Source organism: Brevundimonas sp. FG128 (assembly GCF_057809775.1).
The window spans coordinates 368,769-387,069 of sequence record NZ_JBMDKP010000001.1 but is presented as its reverse complement, the minus strand read 5'-3'; the positions used below and the strand labels follow the sequence as shown (position 1 = coordinate 387,069).

Genomic DNA, 18,301 nt, shown 5'->3' with positions numbered 1-18,301 from the left:
CGCCGCCCTTAGTGATCGCCTTTCGGCGTCTCCATCAGCTCGACCAGCACCCCGCCCATGTCGCGGGGATGCAGGAAGACGACCGGCGTGCCGTGCGCCCCGATGCGCGGCTCACCCGTGCCCAGGATGCTCACCCCCTTGGCCCGCATTTCGGCGATGGCGGCGTGGATGTCGGCGACCTCGAAACAGACGTGATGCTGGCCGCCCTTGGGGTTCTTGGCCAGGAAGCCGACGATTGGGCTGGCCTCGTCATAGGGTTCGATCAGCTCGATCTGGGCCGTCGGCGTGTCGATGAAACAGACCTTCACCCCTTGCGCCGGCAGGTCGAAGGGTTCGCCGATCTTCGTGGCGCCCAGCACGTCCCGATACAGTTTGATCGAGTCCGCGATGGAGGGCGTGGCGACCCCGACATGGTTCAGGGCGCCGATCATGCGGTCTCCTTAGGCGCGGGTTGGGCGTAGCCCAGCCGCTGGTTCAGCTTCTCGATCAGATCGACCGCCGTGTCAGCGATGGCCGAGCCGGGCAGATAGACGGCGGCGGCGCCCATATCGAGCAGGGGCTGGACGTCGGACGGCGGGATGACGCCGCCGACCACGATCATGATGTCGGGGCGACCCAGCCGTTCCAGTTCGGCCTTCAGCTCGGGGACCAGGGTCAGGTGGCCGGCCGCCAGGGACGAGGCGCCCACCGCGTGGACGCCCTTCTCGACCGCGTCCTTGGCCGCCTCGGCCGGGGTCTGGAACAGGGCGCCGGCGGTGACGTCGAAGCCCAGGTCGCCGTAGCCGGTGGCGACCACCTTCTGGCCTCGGTCGTGGCCGTCCTGGCCCAGTTTGGCGATCAGGATTCGCGGCGGACCGCCGTCGTTCTCGACGAAGGTGGCGACCATCTCGCGGGCGCGGGCGAAGCGGGGATCGGCTCCGGCCTCCTTGGCGTAAACGCCCGACACGGTCTGGACCGTCGCCACATGGCGGCCGAAGGCGGCCTCCAGGGCGTCGGAGATTTCGCCCACCGTGGCCTTGGCGCGGGCGGCCTGGACCGCCAGCTCCAACAGGTTGGCGCTGCCCCGCGCGCCGTTCGTCAGCGCCTCCAGCGCCGCATCGGTGGCCGCCTGGTCCCGCTCGGCCCGCAGCCGTTTCAGCTTGTCGATCTGGGCCGCCAGCACCGCCGCATTGTCGACCTTCAGCATCGGAATATCGTCGACGACGGGGTTCAGATATTTGTTCACCCCGACCACCGTCTGCTGGCCGGTGTCGATCCGGGCCTGGGTCTTGGCGGCGGATTCCTCGATCCTCAGCTTGGGAATCCCGGCCTCGATGGCCTTGGCCATGCCGCCCAGGGCCTCGACCTCGGCCATATGCGCCCGCGCCCGTTCGGCCAGTTCGTGCGTCAGCCGCTCGACATAGAAGCTGCCGCCCCAGGGATCGATGACCTTGGTCAGCCCCGTCTCCGACTGCAGCAAGATCTGGGTGTTGCGCGCGATCCGGGCCGAGAAGTCGGTCGGCAGGGCCAGGGCCTCGTCCAGCGCATTGGTGTGCAGGCTCTGCGTCTGGCCGCCCGCCGCCGCCATGGCCTCGACCATGGTGCGCGGCACATTGTTGAACACGTCCTGGGCTGCCAGGCTCCAGCCGGAGGTCTGGCAGTGGGCGCGCAGGGACAGGGATTTGGGGTTCTCGCCGCCCTCTTTCCGCACCGCCTCGGCCCACAGCAGGCGGCCCGCCCGCATCTTGGCCACCTCCATGAAATAGTTCATGCCGATGGCCCAGAAGAAGCTCAGCCGCGGCGCGAACCGGTCGATCGGCATCCCCGCCGCGACGCCCGCCCGCAGATATTCGATCCCGTCCGCCAGGGTGTAGGCCAGCTCGATGTCCGCCGAGGCCCCCGCCTCCTGCATGTGATAGCCGCTGATGGAGATCGAGTTGAACTTCGGCGTCTCCTGCGCAGTCCAGGCGAAGATGTCGGCGATGATCCGCATCGAGGGTTCGGGCGGATAGATGTAGGTGTTGCGGACCATGAACTCCTTCAGAATGTCGTTCTGAATGGTCCCGGTCAGGGCCGCGTGGGGCACGCCCTGCTCCTCGGCCGCGACGACATACAGGGCCAGGATCGGCAGCACCGCCCCGTTCATCGTCATCGACACCGACATCTGGTCCAGCGGGATCCCGTCGAACAGGGTGCGCATGTCATAGATGCTGTCGATGGCCACGCCGGCCATGCCGACGTCGCCCTTTACCCGCGGGTGGTCCGAGTCATAGCCCCGGTGCGTCGCCAGATCGAAGGCGATGCTCAGCCCCTTCTGCCCCGCCGCCAGATTGCGACGATAGAAGGCGTTGGACTCCTCGGCGGTCGAGAAGCCGGCGTACTGGCGGATGGTCCAGGGATTGCCCGCATACATGGTCGGATAGGGCCCGCGCACGAAGGGCGCGAACCCCGGCAGGCCGTGCGGATGGTCCAGCGCGTCCGTGCTGTCGGGACCATAGGCGGTCTCGACCGTCAGCCCCTCGGGCGTCAGCCACGGCTCACGCGTCGGCCCCTGCCCGGTCGCGTCGAGGCTCAGGGCGATCTTGCTGAAGTCAGGAAAGCTCATTGCGCCGCCTCCTCAAAGGCCGCCGGGAACCGGATCTGGCTCAGCGGTTCGCACACCCGCTCGCCCGGCGACGGCGCCGCGTCAGCCGCCTCGACCGGCGCCGGCCGCACGTCCGCGTCCACATATTTGGTCACCCCGATGATCTGGGCCGCGCCCTTCGCCAGCTCCGCCTCCCGCTGGGCGCGGGCGCGGGCGATGCGGGGCTGGATCACCGAGCCCTTCAGGGCCTCGATCAGACCGCCCTCGGCCTCGATCATCTGGAACTCGGCCCAGCCGGCCTCGGCCAGATCCCGCGTCCGGGCGTCCAGATACCAGCTCCCCGCCGCCGGATCATCGACCCGGCCCAGATGGGCCTCCTCCATCAGCACCAGCTGGGTGTTCCTCGCCTGCCGCCGAGCGAAGGCGTCGGACCGGCCCGAGGCGCGGGTGAAGCCGTCCAGCACCACCACGTCCGCGCCGCCGACCGCGCCCGCAAACCCCGCCGCCGTCAGTCGCAGCAGATTGGGCCAGGGATCGCGCGCCGCCAGCATCCGCCGCGACGACCGCGCCTCGATCACGGCCGGCGCCTCAACGCCAAACCCTCGCGTCAACGCCGCCCAGATCAGCCGCATGGCCCTGAGTTTGGCCAGGCTGTCGAAATATTCCGCATCGACCGACAGGCCGACCACCGTCCCCTTCAGGGCCGCCTCGACCGACATCCCGGCCTCGACCGCCGCCTTCACATGAGCCACCAGGCTGGCCGCCGCAAAGGCCAGCTCCTGCGCCGCCGATCCGCCCGCCTCGTGCGCCACGCGCCCGCTGGCCATGAAGAAGCTCGCGTCGGGATAGGCCCCCGCATGCCGCGCCGCCGTATTGGCCGCCAGGCTCAGATGCTCCTCCACCGAACGCGGCGCCCCGCCCGCCTCGGCGAAGGCCGAGACCGGGTCCATGTGGAATCTCAGCTGGGCGCGCGGCGATCCCTTGGCTGTGACCGCCAAGGCGTTCGCCGCATCCGGCCCGTCGATCCCCGCATCCAGCGCCACCGGCGCCAGCTCCAGCGCCACGCCTTCCAGCGCCCGGCCCAGCGGCGCGGAATCCGCCAGCACCCGCCCCCTCAGCACCACCGAGGCGGCGCCGTTCTCCAGATCGGTCAGGACGGCGTCGTTCACCGCCTCGGGATCATCCCCCTCGACCAGGGTCCGCAGATCCCAGGCCCGGCCTTCGGAGTCGGACGGACGCGGGGCGAAGATCGGCTGAACCCCGCTCGCCCCGGCATACAGCGGCCGCGTCACCAGCTGGTCCGCGTCGAGCGACATCAGCGACTCGATCGGCCGATCCTTCAACGCCTTCTGGGCCGCCTCGCGCCATTCGAGGGGGGTGGGTGTGGGGAAGCTCATGTGAGCCCCTCCCCGCCCGTGCGGCGTAAAGAGCCCCTCCACCGCTTCGCGGTCCCCCTCCCCACTGCGTGGGGAGGAGACGCATCACCTCCCTGTCTCCTCCCCATGAAATGGGGAGGTGGATCGACGCGCAGCGGCGAGACGGAGGGGCTCTTCCGCATCACCCGAACTCCACCAGCACGTCATCCGCCGCCACCGGATCCCCGTCCTTGGCCCCCACCGCCTTCACCACCCCGTCGCGCTCGGCCTTCAGGATGTTCTGCATCTTCATGGCCTCGATGATCGCCACCGTCTCCCCGGTCTTGACCTCCTGCCCCACCACCACCGGGATCGACACCACCAGCCCGGGCATCGGCGACAGCACCAGTTTCGACGTATCCGCCACCGCCTTCTCCGGCAGGCGCGCATACAGTTCGGCGACGTGGGGCCGCAGCACCCGCACCCGCGCCCGCGCCGCCCGGTGACGAATATCAAAGCCGTCGGCGACGCGTTTGACCTCGGCGGTGAAGGCCTCGCCATCCAGCTCGGCCTTGAACTGGGCCAGGCCGGGCCGCCAGTCGATGTCCGACAGGCGGATGTCGCCCCCGCCCGTCAGGGTCAGGATCATCTCCTCGTCCTCGTCATAGGACAGGCCGACGCCGTGCGGCGTCTTGTCGATCATCACGATCCAGTCGGTGCGATCCGACGGGTCGCCGTCCTGTTCGGCGATGACCTCGTGCATAGCCAGGGCCGAGGCGATCAGGATCCGCTCCTGCTCCACCGTCGGGCGCAGGCCATGGAAGCCGTCCGGGAACTCGTCCTTGATATAGCTGGTCGACAGGTTCCCCGACTTGAACCGATCCTGATCCATCACCGCCGCCAGGAAGGGCACATTATGCCCCAGGCCCGACAAGTGGGTGTCCTCCAGCGCCCGGGCCATGCCCGTCACCGCGTCCTCGCGCGTCTCGCCCCAGGCGCACAGTTTGGCGATCATGGGGTCGTAGAACATGCTGATCTCGTCGCCCTCGCGGACGCCGGAATCGTTGCGGACGGTGTAGTCCCCCCCAGAACTGGAGTGATCGCCCTCCTCCGGCTGCTCGTAGCGGACCAGCCGCCCGATGGAGGGCAGGAAGCCGCGATACGGGTCCTCGGCATAGATCCGGCTCTCGATGGCCCAGCCGTCGATCTTCAGGTCCTTCTGTTCGAAGGCCAGTTTCTCGCCCCAGGCCGAACGGATCATCTGTTCGACCAGATCGACCCCGGTGATCAGCTCCGTCACCGGATGCTCGACCTGCAACCGGGTGTTCATCTCCAGGAAATAAAACGACTTGTCCTGACCGGCCACGAACTCGACCGTGCCGGCGCTGTCATAGTTGACCGCCTGGGCCAGGGCGACCGCCTGCGCCCCCATGGCGGCGCGGGTGGCCTCGTCCAGCAGGGGCGACGGCGCCTCCTCGATGACCTTCTGGTTGCGGCGCTGGATCGAACATTCGCGCTCGAACAGATGGACCACATGGCCGTGCTTGTCGCCCAGCACCTGGATCTCGATGTGGCGCGGGTCGATGATGAACTTCTCCAGGAAGACCCGGTCGTCGCCGAAGGCGTTCAGCGCCTCGGCCTTCACCGCCGCGAACCCCTCGGCCATGTCGGCGTCCGAATGGGCCACGCGGATGCCCTTGCCGCCGCCGCCGGCGCTGGCCTTGATCATGATCGGATAGCCGATCTGGTTGGCGATCTTGACCGCCTCCTCCGGCGTCTCGATCAGGCCCATATGCCCCGGCACGGTCGAGACCCCCGCCTCGGCCGCCAGCTTCTTGGAGCTGATCTTGTCGCCCATGGCCTCGATGGCCTCGGGGTTCGGCCCGATGAAGGCGATGCCCTCGTCCCTTAGCCGCCGCGCGAACCCGGCGTTCTCGCTCAGGAAGCCAAAGCCCGGATGCACCGCCTGCGCCCCCGTCTGGCGCACCGCCTCGACGATCTTGTCCGCCAGCAGATAGGACTGCGCCGCCGGCGCCGGCCCGATCAGCACCACCTCGTCGGCCATCTCGACCGCCAACGACCCGGCGTCGGCCTCCGAATAGACCTGCACGGTCTTGATGCCCATGCGGCGGCAGGTCTTGATGATCCGAACCGCGATCTCGCCCCGGTTGGCGATGAGGATTTTGGAGAACATAGGGCTATCGTTTCAAATGTTCGAATAATTCAGGGTCAACCGATTGCGGGACCAGTGATAAGGCCAGCAATGTAGGGGCCAGTGAGCCGCAACGCGCCACCGGCCATTTCTGCCAAGTCCTTTGCACGCATCAGATCGTCTATCGCCGACCTGATTGCAGAAGCTTGACCTTTATCTGAAGATCTGAGCTCAATAGTGAGCTGGCCTATGCTCGTAAATATTGAATCACGAAACGGCCCCAAACCATCTACCGAAAAACGCGCAAGTGACCGCTTGATCAGAGCAACTTGAGCTAAAACAAGCTTACGTTGAGCATCGGACAAATCTCCATTGCCCGCCGCTGCTGCCTCAAGTTTACTCAATACAGATTCAATTTCCGGCCGCGCTTCCGTGAACTTTTTGGCGTCAAATTCTAGGTGATCAAGAAATGACATCAAATCCACAAGCGTACTTATGTTGTGTTTTTGCGATTTTTGATATTCCGCGTAGTTACTAACAAGCATGTCGGAAGAAAATAATTCTAATATTCTTTCCTTTAGGCGACGTCCAGCTCGTTGATTTTTATTCTCAATTATATCCTCTTCTATGAAGACACAAATCGTCTCGATAAGTTGGAAAAGTGCAAAAGAAGATTCAGCATGCGCAACCCCTGTAATAGAAGACAAATCTTCCGATATCGGGCCAATTGCGGCGCGTGAATCCCCTTTGTACTGAAGCATCTTCTCCAGTAGGGCGTTAAAATGATCGATCTCGGGCGGCCTGGCATGTGTCATAGCGGAATATTGTCGTGCTTCTTCCAGGGGTTCTCCTGGACCTTGTTCTTCAGTGTCCGCAGCGACTTCACCAGCCGACGCCGCGTCCCGTGCGGCATGATGACGTCGTCGATGTAGCCCAGCCCCGCCGCCACGAACGGATTGGCGAACCGGTCCTTATACTCCGCCTCGCGCGCGGCCAGGGCCGCCGGATCGCCGGCCTCCTTGCGGAAGATGATCTCGACCGCCCCCTTGGCGCCCATGACCGCGATCTCGGCGGTGGGCCAGGCGTAGTTGACGTCGCCGCGCAGGTGTTTCGAACTCATGACGTCATAGGCGCCGCCATAGGCCTTGCGCGTGATCAGGGTCAGTTTCGGCACGGTCGCCTCGGCATAGGCGAACAGCAGCTTGGCCCCGTGTTTGATCAGGGCGCCATACTCCTGTTTCGTCCCCGGCATGAAGCCCGGCACGTCCACCAGGGTCACCAGCGCAATGTCGAAGGCGTCGCAGAAGCGCACGAACCGCGCGGCCTTGCGGCTTGAATCTATGTCCAGCACCCCGGCCAGCACCTGGGGCTGGTTGGCGACGATCCCGACCGTCTGGCCGTCCAGCCGACCGAAGCCGCAGATGATGTTCTTGGCGAAGTCGGCGCCGATCTCGAAGAAGTCAGCCTCGTCGACCACCTTCAGGATCAGCTCCTTCATGTCATAGGGCTGGTTCGGATTGGCCGGGATCAATGTGTCCAGCGACGGCTCGTCCCGCTCGGGCTCGTCATAGCTCTCGCGCACCGGCGGCTTTTCGCGGTTCGACAGGGGCAGGAAGCCGATCAGGCGGCGCACCTCCGACAGGGCCTCCAGGTCGTTCTCGAACGCCCCGTCCGCCACGCCCGATTTGCCCGCATGGACCCGCGCCCCACCCAAGTCCTCGTGGCTGACCACCTCATTGGTGACGGTCTTCACCACGTCGGGGCCGGTCACGTACATATAGCTCGTGTCCTTCACCATGAAGATGAAGTCGGTGATGGCCGGCGAATAGACGTCGCCCCCCGCGCACGGCCCCATGATCACGCTGATCTGGGGAATGACGCCGCTGGCCAGGGTGTTTTGCAGAAAGATGTCGGCGTATCCGGCCAGGCTCTCGACCCCCTCCTGGATCCGCGCCCCGCCGGCGTCGAACAGGCCGATGATCGGCGCGCCGGTCGTCAGGGCCATCTTCTGCAGCTTGACGATCTTGGCCGCATGGGCGCCCGACAGGCTGCCGCCGAACACCGTGAAATCCTTGGAGAAGACATAGACCAGCCGCCCGCCGATGGTGCCGCGGCCCGTCACTACGCCGTCGCCGGGGATGCGTTGGTCCTGCATCCCGAAGTCGTGGCTGCGGTGCTCCACGAACATGTCGGTCTCCTCGAAGGAGCCCTCGTCCAGCAGCACGTCGATGCGTTCGCGCGCGGTCAACTTGCCCTTGGCGTGCTGGGCGGCGATGCGTTTTTCGCCTCCGCCCAGTTTGGCGGCGGCGCGGCGGCGCTCCAGTTCCTCGAGGATGGCTTGGCTCATCGGTCGGCGGACCTCTCTTCAGTTCGTCGCCCCTGGATTGGCGCGTTCATCGCAGCAAGGCAAACGCAACTTTGCAAATCGTGCGGACCTGTGCGCACTAGCAAAGCGATATCGCTCGATCTGCAAAACTGCGAATGGCCGAAAAACTCTTTCTGGGCGCCAAGCTGCGCAAGCTCCGCGAGGCGCGCGGCTGGACGCTGGAGGCCTGCGCGGAGCGGCTGGGCCTGTCGCCGTCCTATCTGTCGCAGATCGAGACCAATCAGCGGCCGGCGACGGCGCGCGTCTTGATCGCCCTGACCCGCGCCTTCCATATCGACGCCAGCCTGTTCGATCTCGAGGGCGACGCCCGGCTGATCGCCGACCTGCGCGAGGCCACCACCGACATCGCCGGCCCGGTCAGCGGCGGGGCCGAGCCCCCGACGGCGGCCGAGCTGAAACAGGCCGTCGCCAACACCCCGCGCCTGGCCCATCAGTTCCTGGCCCTGCACCAGGCCTTCCGCCAGCTGGACGAGCGGGTGAAGGCGCTGGACGACACCCTGGGCCGCGACGAACTGGGCGCCCGCGTCGCCCTGCTGCCCTATGAGGAGGTCCGCGACTTCTTCCACTACCGCGACAACTACGTCGACAGCCTGGACGCGGCGGCCGAGGCCCTGGCCGCAGCGGTCCCCCAGGACGGCCCGATCGAACGGGCGCTGGAGACCCTGCTGGCCGACCGGCACGGGGTGCGGACAGTCTATGTGGCCGGTCAGGAGGCCTTGCGCCGCTACGATCCCGCCAGTCGCATACTTTCCCTGGACGCTTGGCAGCCCGGCGCCACCCGGTCGTTCCAGCTGGCGCACCAACTGGCCCTGCTGTCCTTCCGCGACCTGATCGAGACCGAGTTGGACCAGGCCGCCTTCCGCACCCAGGCCGCGCGCGACGTGGCCCGCGTCGGCCTGGCCAACTACGCCGCCGGGGCCCTTTTGCTGCCTTACCGCGCCTTCCTGGAGGCCGCGCGGACGGAGAAGCACGACATCGACCGCCTGCGCACCCGGTTCCAAGTCAGTTTCGAACAGGTCTGCCACCGGCTCTCGACCCTGCAGCGGCCCGGCTGGCGCGGCGTGCCCTTCTATTTCGCCCGCGTCGACATGGCCGGCAACATCACCAAACGCCACAGCGCCACCCGCTTCCAGTTCGCCCGCTTCGGCGGCGCCTGCCCCCTGTGGAACGTCCACGAGGCCTTCGCCACGCCCGACCGGATCGGGGTGCAGTTGGCCGAGATGCCCGACGGGTCGCGCTACATCTCCATCGCCCGCTCAGTGTCCAAGCCCAGCGGCTCGTACCTGGCCAACGACCGCCGCTACGCCCTGTCCCTGGGCTGCGAGGTCGAGCATGCCGGATCACTGGTCTATGCCGCCGGTCTGGACCTGAACGGCCCCGCCGCCCGGATCGGCGTCAGCTGCCGCATCTGCGAGCGCACCGACTGCACCCAGCGCGCCTTCCCGCCCCTGGACCGCGCCCTGCACGTGCCCGAGAACGAACGCGGCGTGGTGCCCTATGTGCTGGATGGCCCGCGCTTCGACCGCCCCTAAAGCCGTCAGGCCTCGCGCCGCGACAAGCCGTCGCCACGGACGTGCAGGACTTGACACCGGTTACCGCCCTCCGCTTCCTGATCGTACAAGCGCGCAAGGCGCGGGAGGAACGACCGATGAAGCACGCCCTTTTCGCCATCGCCGCAGCCGCTGTGCTGGGCGCCTGCTCGCCCCCGCAAGAAGACAAGGCCGACGCCACGCCGACGGCCCTGCCGCCCGGCCCCGAGACCCAGATCTCCGACGTGTCGCCTGCCGATCTGCCGCCTGCGCTTGTGGCGCTGATCCAGCAGACCGTGCCGGGCATGACCGTCGCCGAGGTCGAACGAAAGGAACGCGAGGGGCGCGTCTATTACGATGTCGAAGGCGCCCGGCCGGACGGGTCCGAGGTCGAACTGGACATCCAGCAGACAGGCGACCGGTTCGAGGTGGTGGAAATCCAGCGCGACGTCGCCTTCGCCGACATGCCACAGGCGGTCCAGACGACCGCCCGCGCCGCGACCGGCGCCTTCGCCCCCGAACGCATCATCGAAAGCCGTCAGACGGACGACAGCGTGATCTACGAACTGTTCGCCGCCGGTCAACCGGCCGAGCCCGCCATGGAAGTCCGCGTCAGAGATGGTAAGGCGGAGGTCCTCACGGAACGCTGGCCGCACTGACATGACTTCACATCCTCCCATCGGCGTCGCCGTCGTCGGCTACGGCCTGGCGGGCCAGACTTTCCACGCGCCGTTGATCCAGGCCACGCCTGGCCTGCGCTTGGCGGCCGTCGTCTCGTCGCGCCCTGACGCGGTTCACGCCGACCTGCCGGAGGTCGAGGTCCTGCCCGACCTGGACGCGGCCCTGGCCCGCGAGGACATCGGCCTGATCGTCGTCGCCACGCCGGACGCCCTGCACGCCAAACAATCGATCGCCGCGCTGAAGGCCGGCAAGTCGGTGGTGGTGGACAAGCCCTTTGCGGCGACGCTCGCCGACGCCGAAGCGGTCGCCGCCGTCGCGGCCGCATCGCCCGGCGTGTTCAGCGTCTTCCAGAACCGCCGATGGGACGCCGACTTCCTGACCCTGCGCCGCCTGATCGACCAGGGCGAACTGGGCGAGATCGCCGTGTTCGAAAGCCACTATGACCGCTTCCGCCCCGCCGTCACCGACCGGTGGAAGGACAAGAGGGACGGCGGCGTCTGGGCCGATCTGGGGCCGCACCTGATCGATCAGGCGGTGCAGTTGTTCGGCCCACCGCTGGGCGTCTACGCCGATCTGCAGGCCCAGCGCGTCGGCGCCACGGCCATCGACTACGCCCACGTCCTGCTGCGCTACGACCGGCTGCGGGTCATCCTGAACATGAGCCACCTCGCGGCCGAATCCAGCCTGCGTTACGTCGTCCACGGCACGGGCGGCAGCTTCGTCAAACACGGTCTCGACGCCCAGGAGGGCCAGTCCAAGGCTGGCCTGCGCCCCGGCGACGCCGACTGGGGCCTGGACCCGTCGCCCGGCGTCCTGACGAAACAGATCGAGGGCGAGACCGTCCGCACCGCTCCGACGCCGGAGCGCGGCGACTATCCCGCTTTCTACGCCGCCATGCGCGACGCCGTTCGGGGGGAGGCTCCACCGCCGGTGACGGCGGATCAGGCCCTGGTCGTCATGCGGATCATCGACGCGGGATTGCGCAGCGCGGCCGAGGGGCGCGAGGTTTCGCTCTAGCTTTCACCTCCCCGCGCGCGAAGGCGCGGGGGGAGGACAGGTCGCGCTTGCGACCAGGAGGGGGCGACTCTGACGGTGATGATGACCACGCCGGCTTCAGACACCGAGTCGCCCCCTCCTGGCGCTCGCTGACGCGATCGCCTGTCCTCCCCGTCGGCCTTCGCCGACGGGGAGGTGAGAGAGCCCACCCTACCGCGAGTTCATTTTCCCGCCTCATTCCCGACGCAATCCGCTACGCATGTAGCGTTACAAATGTAGCGTCACCAGCCATGGGAATGCGTCGTGATCGAATCCCTGCCCCGCCGTGAACGCGAGGTCTTCGAGACCCTGTGTCGGCTTGAGAGCGGCACCGCCGCCGCCGTCCGCAACGCCCTGTCCGATCCGATCAGCGACTCGGCCGTCCGCACCCTGTTGTCGCGGCTGGAGGCCAAGGGCCTGATTGAGCGGGCAGCCGGTCCCGACGGCTTCGTCTATGGCCCGGTCCAGCGCACCGAGGCGGTGGCGGCCGGCGCCCTGCAGCGGATGATCGACACCTTCTTCGCCGGTTCGGCCGCCAGCGCCGCCACGGCCCTGCTGGGCATGGGCCAGAAGCTGACGCCGCAGGAAGCCGCTGCCCTGGAGCGGATGATCGACGACGCCGTGGAGCGCAAATCGTGACCTGGACCCTGCTGCTTTCCCTGCTGGTCAAGTCCAGTCTGGTCGCCGGGGGCGGCCTGGCCTGCGCCCGGCTTCTGACCCAGAGGCCGGTGGAGCGGGTGGACATCCTGCGGGCCACGACCTGCCTGCTGCTGGCCTTGCCGATCATCATGGCGCTGGCGCCGTCGCTGAGACTGGCCCTGCTGCCGGCGATCCCGCCTGTCCAGAGCGCCCCCGTGCCGATGTGGGCGGGGGAGATCGGTCCCATCGCCGGGGTCGAGGTCTCCGCCGCCCTGCCCTGGCCGTCGTGGGCCATGACGACGGGATTGCTGTGGCTGGTCGGGGTCGCCACCGTCGCCGGACGACTGGCCCTGGGCCTGCACACCCTGGATCGGTGGACGCGTCAGGGCCGGGCGGTGACCGCCGCCGAATGGACCGCGCCGCTGGCGCCCCTGCCTGCCAGCAAACGCCCCCTGCTGATCGCCAGCGACCGGCTGGACAGTCCGCTGAGCTGGGGGATGGCGCCGGGCTTCATCGTCGTGGATCCCGCCAGCCTGGCCGAGCGTCAGGCCGCCCCCGCCATCGTGGCGCACGAACTGGCGCATCTGCGGCGGCACGACTGGGTCTTCCTGGTCCTGTCGCGGCTGGCGCTGGCGCTGTTCTGGTTCAATCCGCTGGTCTGGCGTCTGCACGCCGCCCTGGCCGAACAGTCGGAAGAGGCCGCCGACGCCCTGGCGCTCCAGACCGTGGACCGCGCCCTCTACGCCCGGGCGCTGGTGCGCCTGGCCGCCGGCCCCACCCCTCACGCTGCGACCGCCATGGCGGCCGACGCCCGAACCCTCAAGACAAGGATCGCCTGCATCATGAACGCGCCCTCCGCCCGCCGTCGCCCCCTGACCGTCGCCCTGGCCGTCGCCGCCCTGGCCGGCGTCGCCACGCCCCTGGCGGCGCTGGAACTGAACCGCCAGGCCTGGGTCGCGCCGCCGGCGCCCCCGGCCGTCATCGCCGCGCCGCCTGCGCCGCCCGCCCCTCCGGCCCCGCCCGCGCCCCCTGCCCCGATGGAAGTCGCGGCCCTTTGGGCGCCGCCCGCTCCACCACTGCCGCCTGCCCCGCACGCTCCGCACGCTCCGCCCGCTCCGCCTTCACCGCCGGCCCCGCCCCCGGTCCCGATGGCTGGCGAAAGCTACACCGTCAGCTACAGCTATTCCGGCGACGCCGACGCCGAGCAGCGGGCAGCGGCCGCCGAAGCCCGCGCGCGCGCCGCCGAGGCCCGACGTCTGGCCGGTGAACAACGCGTCCACGACCAGGCCGCGCGCGCCGTGGCGGCCCAGGCCCGCGTCGAGGCGCAGCGCGCTCGAATGGAAGGCGACCGCGCCCGGCTGGTCGGCGAACGCGCCCAGGCCCAGGCCCGCATCCAGATGGCCGACGCCCGCATCCAGATGCGCGCCGGCGCCGAACAGATGCGAAAGGGCGCGGTGCAGATGCGCGAGGAGAGCGTGCGCCTACGCGACCCCGCCTATCGTGCGCAACAGATCGCGCGCAATCGGGCCAACGGCCAGGCGGTCACCGACGCCGAACTGCTGAACCTGTCGCGCACCCTGCCCGGCCAGGCTGTGGACCTCGAGCGTCAGGCCGATCGGCTGGAGGAACAGGGCCGCGATCCGGGCTGAGGCCCCTCAGCCCTTCTTGCGGGTCTTGGTCGTCGCCGCCGGGGCATGGGCCAGGCGCAGCAGGTTGGCGGCGCCCGGCGCCCCGAACGGGGTGCCGGCCAGGATCAGGATGCGCTGACCCGGCTCGGCCAGTCCGTATTTGACCGCGCTGTTGACCGCATCGTCCGTCACGGCTTCCAGCGAATCCGGCTGGTCGCCCAGCCGCGGCTCCAGCCCCCAGACCAGGGCCAGACGGCGGGCGGTATTGGCATTGGGCGTCAGCACCAGGATCGGCTTCAGCGGCCGTTCGCGCGCCATCCGCCGCGCCGTGCCGCCCAGGGTGGTGAACACCACCAGACAGCCGGTGGACGGCGCATTGGCCGCCATGCGCGCCGCGCCGACCAGGGCGTCCACATCATGCTCGTCCATGCCGGCGTGTTCGGCGCCCATCAGGCTGGGCCACATCGGATCGCGTTCGACCCGTTCGATGATGCGGCTCATGATGCCGACGGATTCCAGCGGATAGTCGCCCGACGCCGTCTCGGCCGACAGCATCAGGGCGTCGGCGCCCTCATAGACGGCGTTGGCCACGTCGGTCGCCTCGGCGCGGGTCGGGGCCGGGGCGCTGGTCATGGATTCCAGCATCTGGGTCGCCACGATCACCGGAACGCCGCGATTGCGAGCGGCGCGCACGATCTGTTTCTGCGCCACCGGCACGTCCTCAGGGTCCAGTTCGACGCCCAGGTCGCCGCGCGCCACCATGACGCCGTCGCAATAGTCGAGAATGGCCTCAAGGTCGGCCAGCGCCGCCGGCTTCTCGATCTTGGCCAGACAGGCGGCCTGACCGTTCACGATCCGCTTCAGCTCGGCCATGTCCTCGGGCTTCTGGACGAAGCTGAGCGCCACCCAATCGACGCCCATTCGCAGGGCGAAGGCCAGGTCCTCGCGGTCCTTGGGGGTCAGGGCAGAGACGGGAATGACAGCCTCCGGCACAGCCACGCCCTTGCGGTCCGACAGTTTGGAGCCGCTTTCGACCGTCACATCGGCCCAGTCGTCGGCGCGTTCGCCGACGCGCAGGCGAACGCGGCCGTCGTCCAGCAGCAGCAGCATGCCGGTGCGCAGGGCCTTGAAGATTTCGGGGTGCGGCATCTGCACCCGCGTCTCGTCGCCCGGCGTCGGGTCCAGGTCGAAACGCATGGTGTGGCCGGGCTTGACCGAGATCTCGACGTCTTTGAACCGGCCCAGCCGCAGCTTGGGCCCCTGCAGGTCGGCCAGCACGCCCAGCGGACGCTGCAAGGCCAATTCGGCGCCGCGCACGGCCTTCAGGGCGGCGGCGTGATCCTCATGCGAGCCGTGGCTGAAGTTCAGGCGGAACACGTCCACCCCGGCCTGGGCCAGCGCCTTGACGGTGCTGGGCGCACGGCTCGCAGGTCCCAGGGTGGCGACGATGCGCGCGCGGCGGGCTCGGTTCATGACGTTTCCTGTTGGCTCTCACGGACGACCCGAACGGGACGCCAGGGCGATTGACCCTCTTGTGCCAATGAAAGCCGTTGCACGTAAGGCCGCCTTCCGCATGGGAAACACGAGTTTACGAGCACGAAACAGGAGTTTATCGCGCCTCCGCCGGGCAGCCGGCCACCGCAAAGCCGTTCAGGTCGATGCAGCGCCCCTCGACCTTGGGCGTGGGCAGGTCGATCAGGTGCGCCAGAGTGGGGGCGATGTCGACGGTGCGGATGGGCAGGAACCGCTCCTCGCCCTGGGCGCCGGGCCACCAGAAGATGATCGGCACGCGGCGGTCGTATTCCCACGGCGAGCCGTGGCCCGACAGGGTTCCGCCGACGCGGCCGCCGGCCGAGACGTTGGGCTTGAAGGCGAACAGGATGTCGGGCGACCGCCCCGCCACCACCGACAGCCGCATGCGTTCGGCCAGGGTCAGCATTTCCGGCTGGTCGGTGTTCGGCATCGCCAGGGCCAGCACGCGCTCGCGCGTCTCGGCGTAGCCGGTGTCCGGCTGCTGGCGCAGCAGCTCGACCGCCGCCTCGGCGACCTGGGTGCGCAGGGGCTCAGGCAAGGCGCGGTCCTGGGCGTCGGCGACGATCAGGCCGCTGCCGCCCGCCTTGATCGGATCGGCGTCCAGGTTGAAACGGGCCTTCAGCGCGGCGTTCACCGTCTGGAACATCGCCATGTCGGCGCGGTGGGCCTGGGGATAGCCGTGGTCGTGCAGGCGCTCGACGAAGTCCGATCCGCCGTGGTCGGCCGTCAGCACCACGACGGCGCCGCCCGGAACCTGGGCCAGCTTGTCGAGGAGGGCGCCCAGGGCTTCGTCCAGGCGATGCTGCTGCTCGCACATCTCGGGACCCTGGGTGCCGAACGCGTGGCCGATCCGGTCGGTGGCCGACAGGCTGACGCCCAGCATGTCCACCGTATCGCGACGGCCCAGTTGCTCGCTGTCCAGCAGATATTCGGCGGCCTTCAGCGTCTGTTCGTCCAGCAGGGGCGAGTTGTCGAACTTCAGGTCCGCAGGCGGCAGGGTCGAATGGAAGGTCTGGCCGCGAATGGTCCAGTCGCCGGCCAGGGCGCGGCAGTCGTCATGCTGATAATCCCAGGCCACGGGCGTGGCCGCCATCCAGGCGTTGAACCGGGTGTTGAAGGCCGCGACCGGCGCCAGTTTCGCCTGGGCCGTCTCGCCGGGCGCGACATAGGTGGTCAGGCCGAAGCCGTCGGTGAACCAGAAGGCCTGGCCCTGATGGCCCGCCAGGTTGATGGCGCCGCGATCCTTGCCCGAGACGGCGACGATGCGGCTGTCGGGGCTGACGGCCTTCAGCCAGTCGCCCATGGTCGTCGCGCGCAGCTGGTCGGGGCCGACCGGGCCGTTGTCGGTGTCGTTGCGGCCGTGGGCCAGGGTGTTCTGCGGCGCGGACAGGCAATAGACCTCCTTGCCCGTCGCCGGATCGACCCAGTCGTTGGCGGGGATGCCGGTCTCGGCCGGGTGCATGCCGGTCAGGATGGTGGAGTGGCCGGGGCAGGTCTCGGTCGCCGCATGGGTCTGATAGCCGTTGATCGACACCAGCCCCTGGTCCGCCAGCCGACGCAGGCCGCCGGTGTAGCGGCTGCGAAACTGGTTGAAGAGGTTGGCGCTGAACTGGTCCACCACGATGGTGACGATCAGCTTCGGCGGCGCCAGGGCCGTCGAGGACACCTGCGGATCGGGCTGCTGAGGCGGCTGCGCCGAGGCGGACGCGCAGGCGGCGCTTCCCATCGACAAGGCGGCCAGGAAGGCGGCGGCGATACGCGATACGGACATGCTCGGTGACTCCAACGACAGGCGACCGGCCTCTAGACCCGCTGGATTGCATTCGCGTGACAGCGCCGGCCGGCGCGGTTTCCTAGTGCGATTCCCTGGACCGCAGCCGCGCGATCTGTTGCAGGACCACAACGACCAGGCCGCCGACGATCAGCCCGATCAGGGCCGACACCACCGCCGTGGTCAGCCAGCTCATGACGCCGCCCAAGGGTCCGAACACCGCGCCGACGCCGTGCGCCAGATGCTCCAGCGGCTCGGCCGGCCAGCGCAGCCCCAGCGTATGGGAGCCGTGGACCAGAATGCCGCCGCCGACCCACAGCATGGCCGCCGTGCCGATGGAGGACAGCGCGCTCATCACCACCGGCATGCCCTTGACCAGGCCCCGACCCAGGGCGCGGACGCCGCCGTTCGGCCGCTGGGCCAGATGCAGGCCGATGTCGTCCATCTTCACGATGAGGCCGACCGCGCCATAGACGGCCACCGTCATGGTGATTCCGACCACCGCCAGCACGGCCGCCTGGGTCAGGATCGGCTGGGCGGCGACATCGGCCAGGGCGATGGCCATGATTTCGGCCGACAGGATCAGGTCGGTGCGGACCGCCCCCGACACCGTGGTCTTCTCCAGGGCGGCCGGGTCGCCCTGCACCGGCGCGTCATCCTCATGTCCGCCGTGCCCGAAGGCCTCCAGCAACTTCTCCGCCCCCTCGAAACAAAGATAGGTCCCACCGCACATCAGGATGGGCGTGATGGCCCAGGGCGCGAAGGCGCTGAGCAACAGGGCCGCCGGCAGGATGAAGATCAGCTTGTTGCGGAACGACCCCAGGGCGATCTTGCCGATGATGGGCAGCTCGCGGCTGGGCGACAGGCCCGTGACATAGCGGGGCGTCACCGCCGCATCGTCCACGACCACGCCGGCCGCCTTGGTCGAGGCCTTGCCCGCCGCAGCCCCGACATCGTCGATCGAGGCGGCCGCCATCTTGGCGATGCCGGCGACATCGTCCAGCAGCGCGATCAGTCCAGACGGCATTC

The 18,301-nt window shown here is 68.5% G+C and carries 14 protein-coding genes; 5 read left to right on the top strand and 9 right to left on the bottom strand.

What is annotated here, in order from left to right:
- Nucleotides 1-8: 8 nt before the first annotated feature.
- The 6 genes from mce to ACODSC_RS01915 all read right to left on the bottom strand — a co-directional run bounded on the left by mce (nt 9) and on the right by ACODSC_RS01915 (nt 8,417).
- Entirely contained in the window at nt 9-431 is a 423-nt protein-coding gene (mce, locus tag ACODSC_RS01940) for a methylmalonyl-CoA epimerase (RefSeq protein ID WP_488811308.1), read from the bottom strand.
- Complete coding sequence (gene scpA / locus ACODSC_RS01935; RefSeq protein ID WP_488811306.1) at nt 428-2,584, bottom strand: methylmalonyl-CoA mutase; 2,157 nt, start codon at nt 2,582-2,584, stop codon at nt 428-430. The genes mce and scpA overlap by 4 nt, the downstream gene beginning before the upstream one ends.
- On the bottom strand, nt 2,581-3,960 hold the full coding sequence (locus tag ACODSC_RS01930; RefSeq protein WP_488811304.1) for a methylmalonyl-CoA mutase family protein: 1,380 nt from the start codon (nt 3,958-3,960) through the stop codon (nt 2,581-2,583). The genes scpA and ACODSC_RS01930 overlap by 4 nt, the downstream gene beginning before the upstream one ends.
- A gap of 160 nt (nt 3,961-4,120) precedes the next feature.
- Nucleotides 4,121-6,112 (bottom strand): acetyl-CoA carboxylase biotin carboxylase subunit, encoded by a 1,992-nt coding sequence (locus tag ACODSC_RS01925; RefSeq protein ID WP_488811302.1) that lies wholly within the window; start codon nt 6,110-6,112, stop codon nt 4,121-4,123.
- Nucleotides 6,113-6,147: 35 nt separating this feature from the next.
- Nucleotides 6,148-6,831 (bottom strand): hypothetical protein, encoded by a 684-nt coding sequence (locus ACODSC_RS01920; protein WP_488811300.1) that lies wholly within the window; start codon nt 6,829-6,831, stop codon nt 6,148-6,150.
- Nucleotides 6,832-6,881: 50 nt separating this feature from the next.
- Nucleotides 6,882-8,417 (bottom strand): acyl-CoA carboxylase subunit beta, encoded by a 1,536-nt coding sequence (locus ACODSC_RS01915; RefSeq protein ID WP_488811298.1) that lies wholly within the window; start codon nt 8,415-8,417, stop codon nt 6,882-6,884.
- Between the two features lie 134 nt (nt 8,418-8,551).
- Between ACODSC_RS01915 and ACODSC_RS01910 the strand changes: the two genes are divergently transcribed.
- The 5 genes from ACODSC_RS01910 (at nt 8,552) to ACODSC_RS01890 (ending at nt 13,989) form a co-directional block, all read left to right on the top strand.
- Entirely contained in the window at nt 8,552-9,988 is a 1,437-nt protein-coding gene (locus tag ACODSC_RS01910; RefSeq protein ID WP_488811297.1) for a helix-turn-helix domain-containing protein, read from the top strand.
- Between the two features lie 116 nt (nt 9,989-10,104).
- Complete coding sequence (locus ACODSC_RS01905) at nt 10,105-10,644, top strand: PepSY domain-containing protein (RefSeq protein WP_488811295.1); 540 nt, start codon at nt 10,105-10,107, stop codon at nt 10,642-10,644.
- A 1-nt stretch (nt 10,645) separates the two neighbouring features.
- Nucleotides 10,646-11,683 (top strand): oxidoreductase, encoded by a 1,038-nt coding sequence (locus tag ACODSC_RS01900; RefSeq protein ID WP_488811293.1) that lies wholly within the window; start codon nt 10,646-10,648, stop codon nt 11,681-11,683.
- Between the two features lie 282 nt (nt 11,684-11,965).
- Nucleotides 11,966-12,340 (top strand): BlaI/MecI/CopY family transcriptional regulator, encoded by a 375-nt coding sequence (locus tag ACODSC_RS01895; protein WP_488811292.1) that lies wholly within the window; start codon nt 11,966-11,968, stop codon nt 12,338-12,340.
- On the top strand, nt 12,337-13,989 hold the full coding sequence (locus ACODSC_RS01890) for a M56 family metallopeptidase (RefSeq protein WP_488811290.1): 1,653 nt from the start codon (nt 12,337-12,339) through the stop codon (nt 13,987-13,989). The genes ACODSC_RS01895 and ACODSC_RS01890 overlap by 4 nt, the downstream gene beginning before the upstream one ends.
- 6 nt (nt 13,990-13,995) lie before the next feature.
- On the opposite strand, the gene pyk is transcribed toward ACODSC_RS01890, so the two are convergent.
- From pyk to ACODSC_RS01875, 3 genes are all read right to left on the bottom strand, one after another.
- On the bottom strand, nt 13,996-15,441 hold the full coding sequence (gene pyk / locus ACODSC_RS01885; RefSeq protein ID WP_488811288.1) for a pyruvate kinase: 1,446 nt from the start codon (nt 15,439-15,441) through the stop codon (nt 13,996-13,998).
- A 136-nt stretch (nt 15,442-15,577) separates the two neighbouring features.
- Nucleotides 15,578-17,272 (bottom strand): alkaline phosphatase family protein, encoded by a 1,695-nt coding sequence (locus ACODSC_RS01880; protein WP_488811286.1) that lies wholly within the window; start codon nt 17,270-17,272, stop codon nt 15,578-15,580.
- Between the two features lie 82 nt (nt 17,273-17,354).
- The gene (locus ACODSC_RS01875) at nt 17,355-18,299 is read right to left on the bottom strand and encodes a DUF808 domain-containing protein (protein WP_488811284.1); all 945 of its coding nucleotides are present in this window, start codon (nt 18,297-18,299) and stop codon (nt 17,355-17,357) included.
- Between the last annotated feature and the right edge of the window lie 2 nt (nt 18,300-18,301).

Bases quoted from the DNA above. Each gene is read 5' to 3' on its own strand.
- ACODSC_RS01920 (WP_488811300.1), bottom strand. From the start codon at position 6,831: ATGCTTCAGTACAAAGGGGATTCACGCGCCGCAATTGGCCCGATATCG.
- ACODSC_RS01925 (WP_488811302.1), bottom strand. From the start codon at position 6,112: ATGTTCTCCAAAATCCTCATCGCCAACCGGGGCGAGATCGCGGTTCGG.
- ACODSC_RS01910 (WP_488811297.1), top strand. From the start codon at position 8,552: ATGGCCGAAAAACTCTTTCTGGGCGCCAAGCTGCGCAAGCTCCGCGAG.
- mce (WP_488811308.1), bottom strand. From the start codon at position 431: ATGATCGGCGCCCTGAACCATGTCGGGGTCGCCACGCCCTCCATCGCG.
- ACODSC_RS01875 (WP_488811284.1), bottom strand. From the start codon at position 18,299: ATGCCGTCTGGACTGATCGCGCTGCTGGACGATGTCGCCGGCATCGCC.
- scpA (WP_488811306.1), bottom strand. From the start codon at position 2,584: ATGAGCTTTCCTGACTTCAGCAAGATCGCCCTGAGCCTCGACGCGACC.
- pyk (WP_488811288.1), bottom strand. From the start codon at position 15,441: ATGAACCGAGCCCGCCGCGCGCGCATCGTCGCCACCCTGGGACCTGCG.
- ACODSC_RS01880 (WP_488811286.1), bottom strand. From the start codon at position 17,272: ATGTCCGTATCGCGTATCGCCGCCGCCTTCCTGGCCGCCTTGTCGATG.
- ACODSC_RS01900 (WP_488811293.1), top strand. From the start codon at position 10,646: ATGACTTCACATCCTCCCATCGGCGTCGCCGTCGTCGGCTACGGCCTG.
- ACODSC_RS01905 (WP_488811295.1), top strand. From the start codon at position 10,105: ATGAAGCACGCCCTTTTCGCCATCGCCGCAGCCGCTGTGCTGGGCGCC.
- ACODSC_RS01930 (WP_488811304.1), bottom strand. From the start codon at position 3,960: ATGAGCTTCCCCACACCCACCCCCCTCGAATGGCGCGAGGCGGCCCAG.
- ACODSC_RS01915 (WP_488811298.1), bottom strand. From the start codon at position 8,417: ATGAGCCAAGCCATCCTCGAGGAACTGGAGCGCCGCCGCGCCGCCGCC.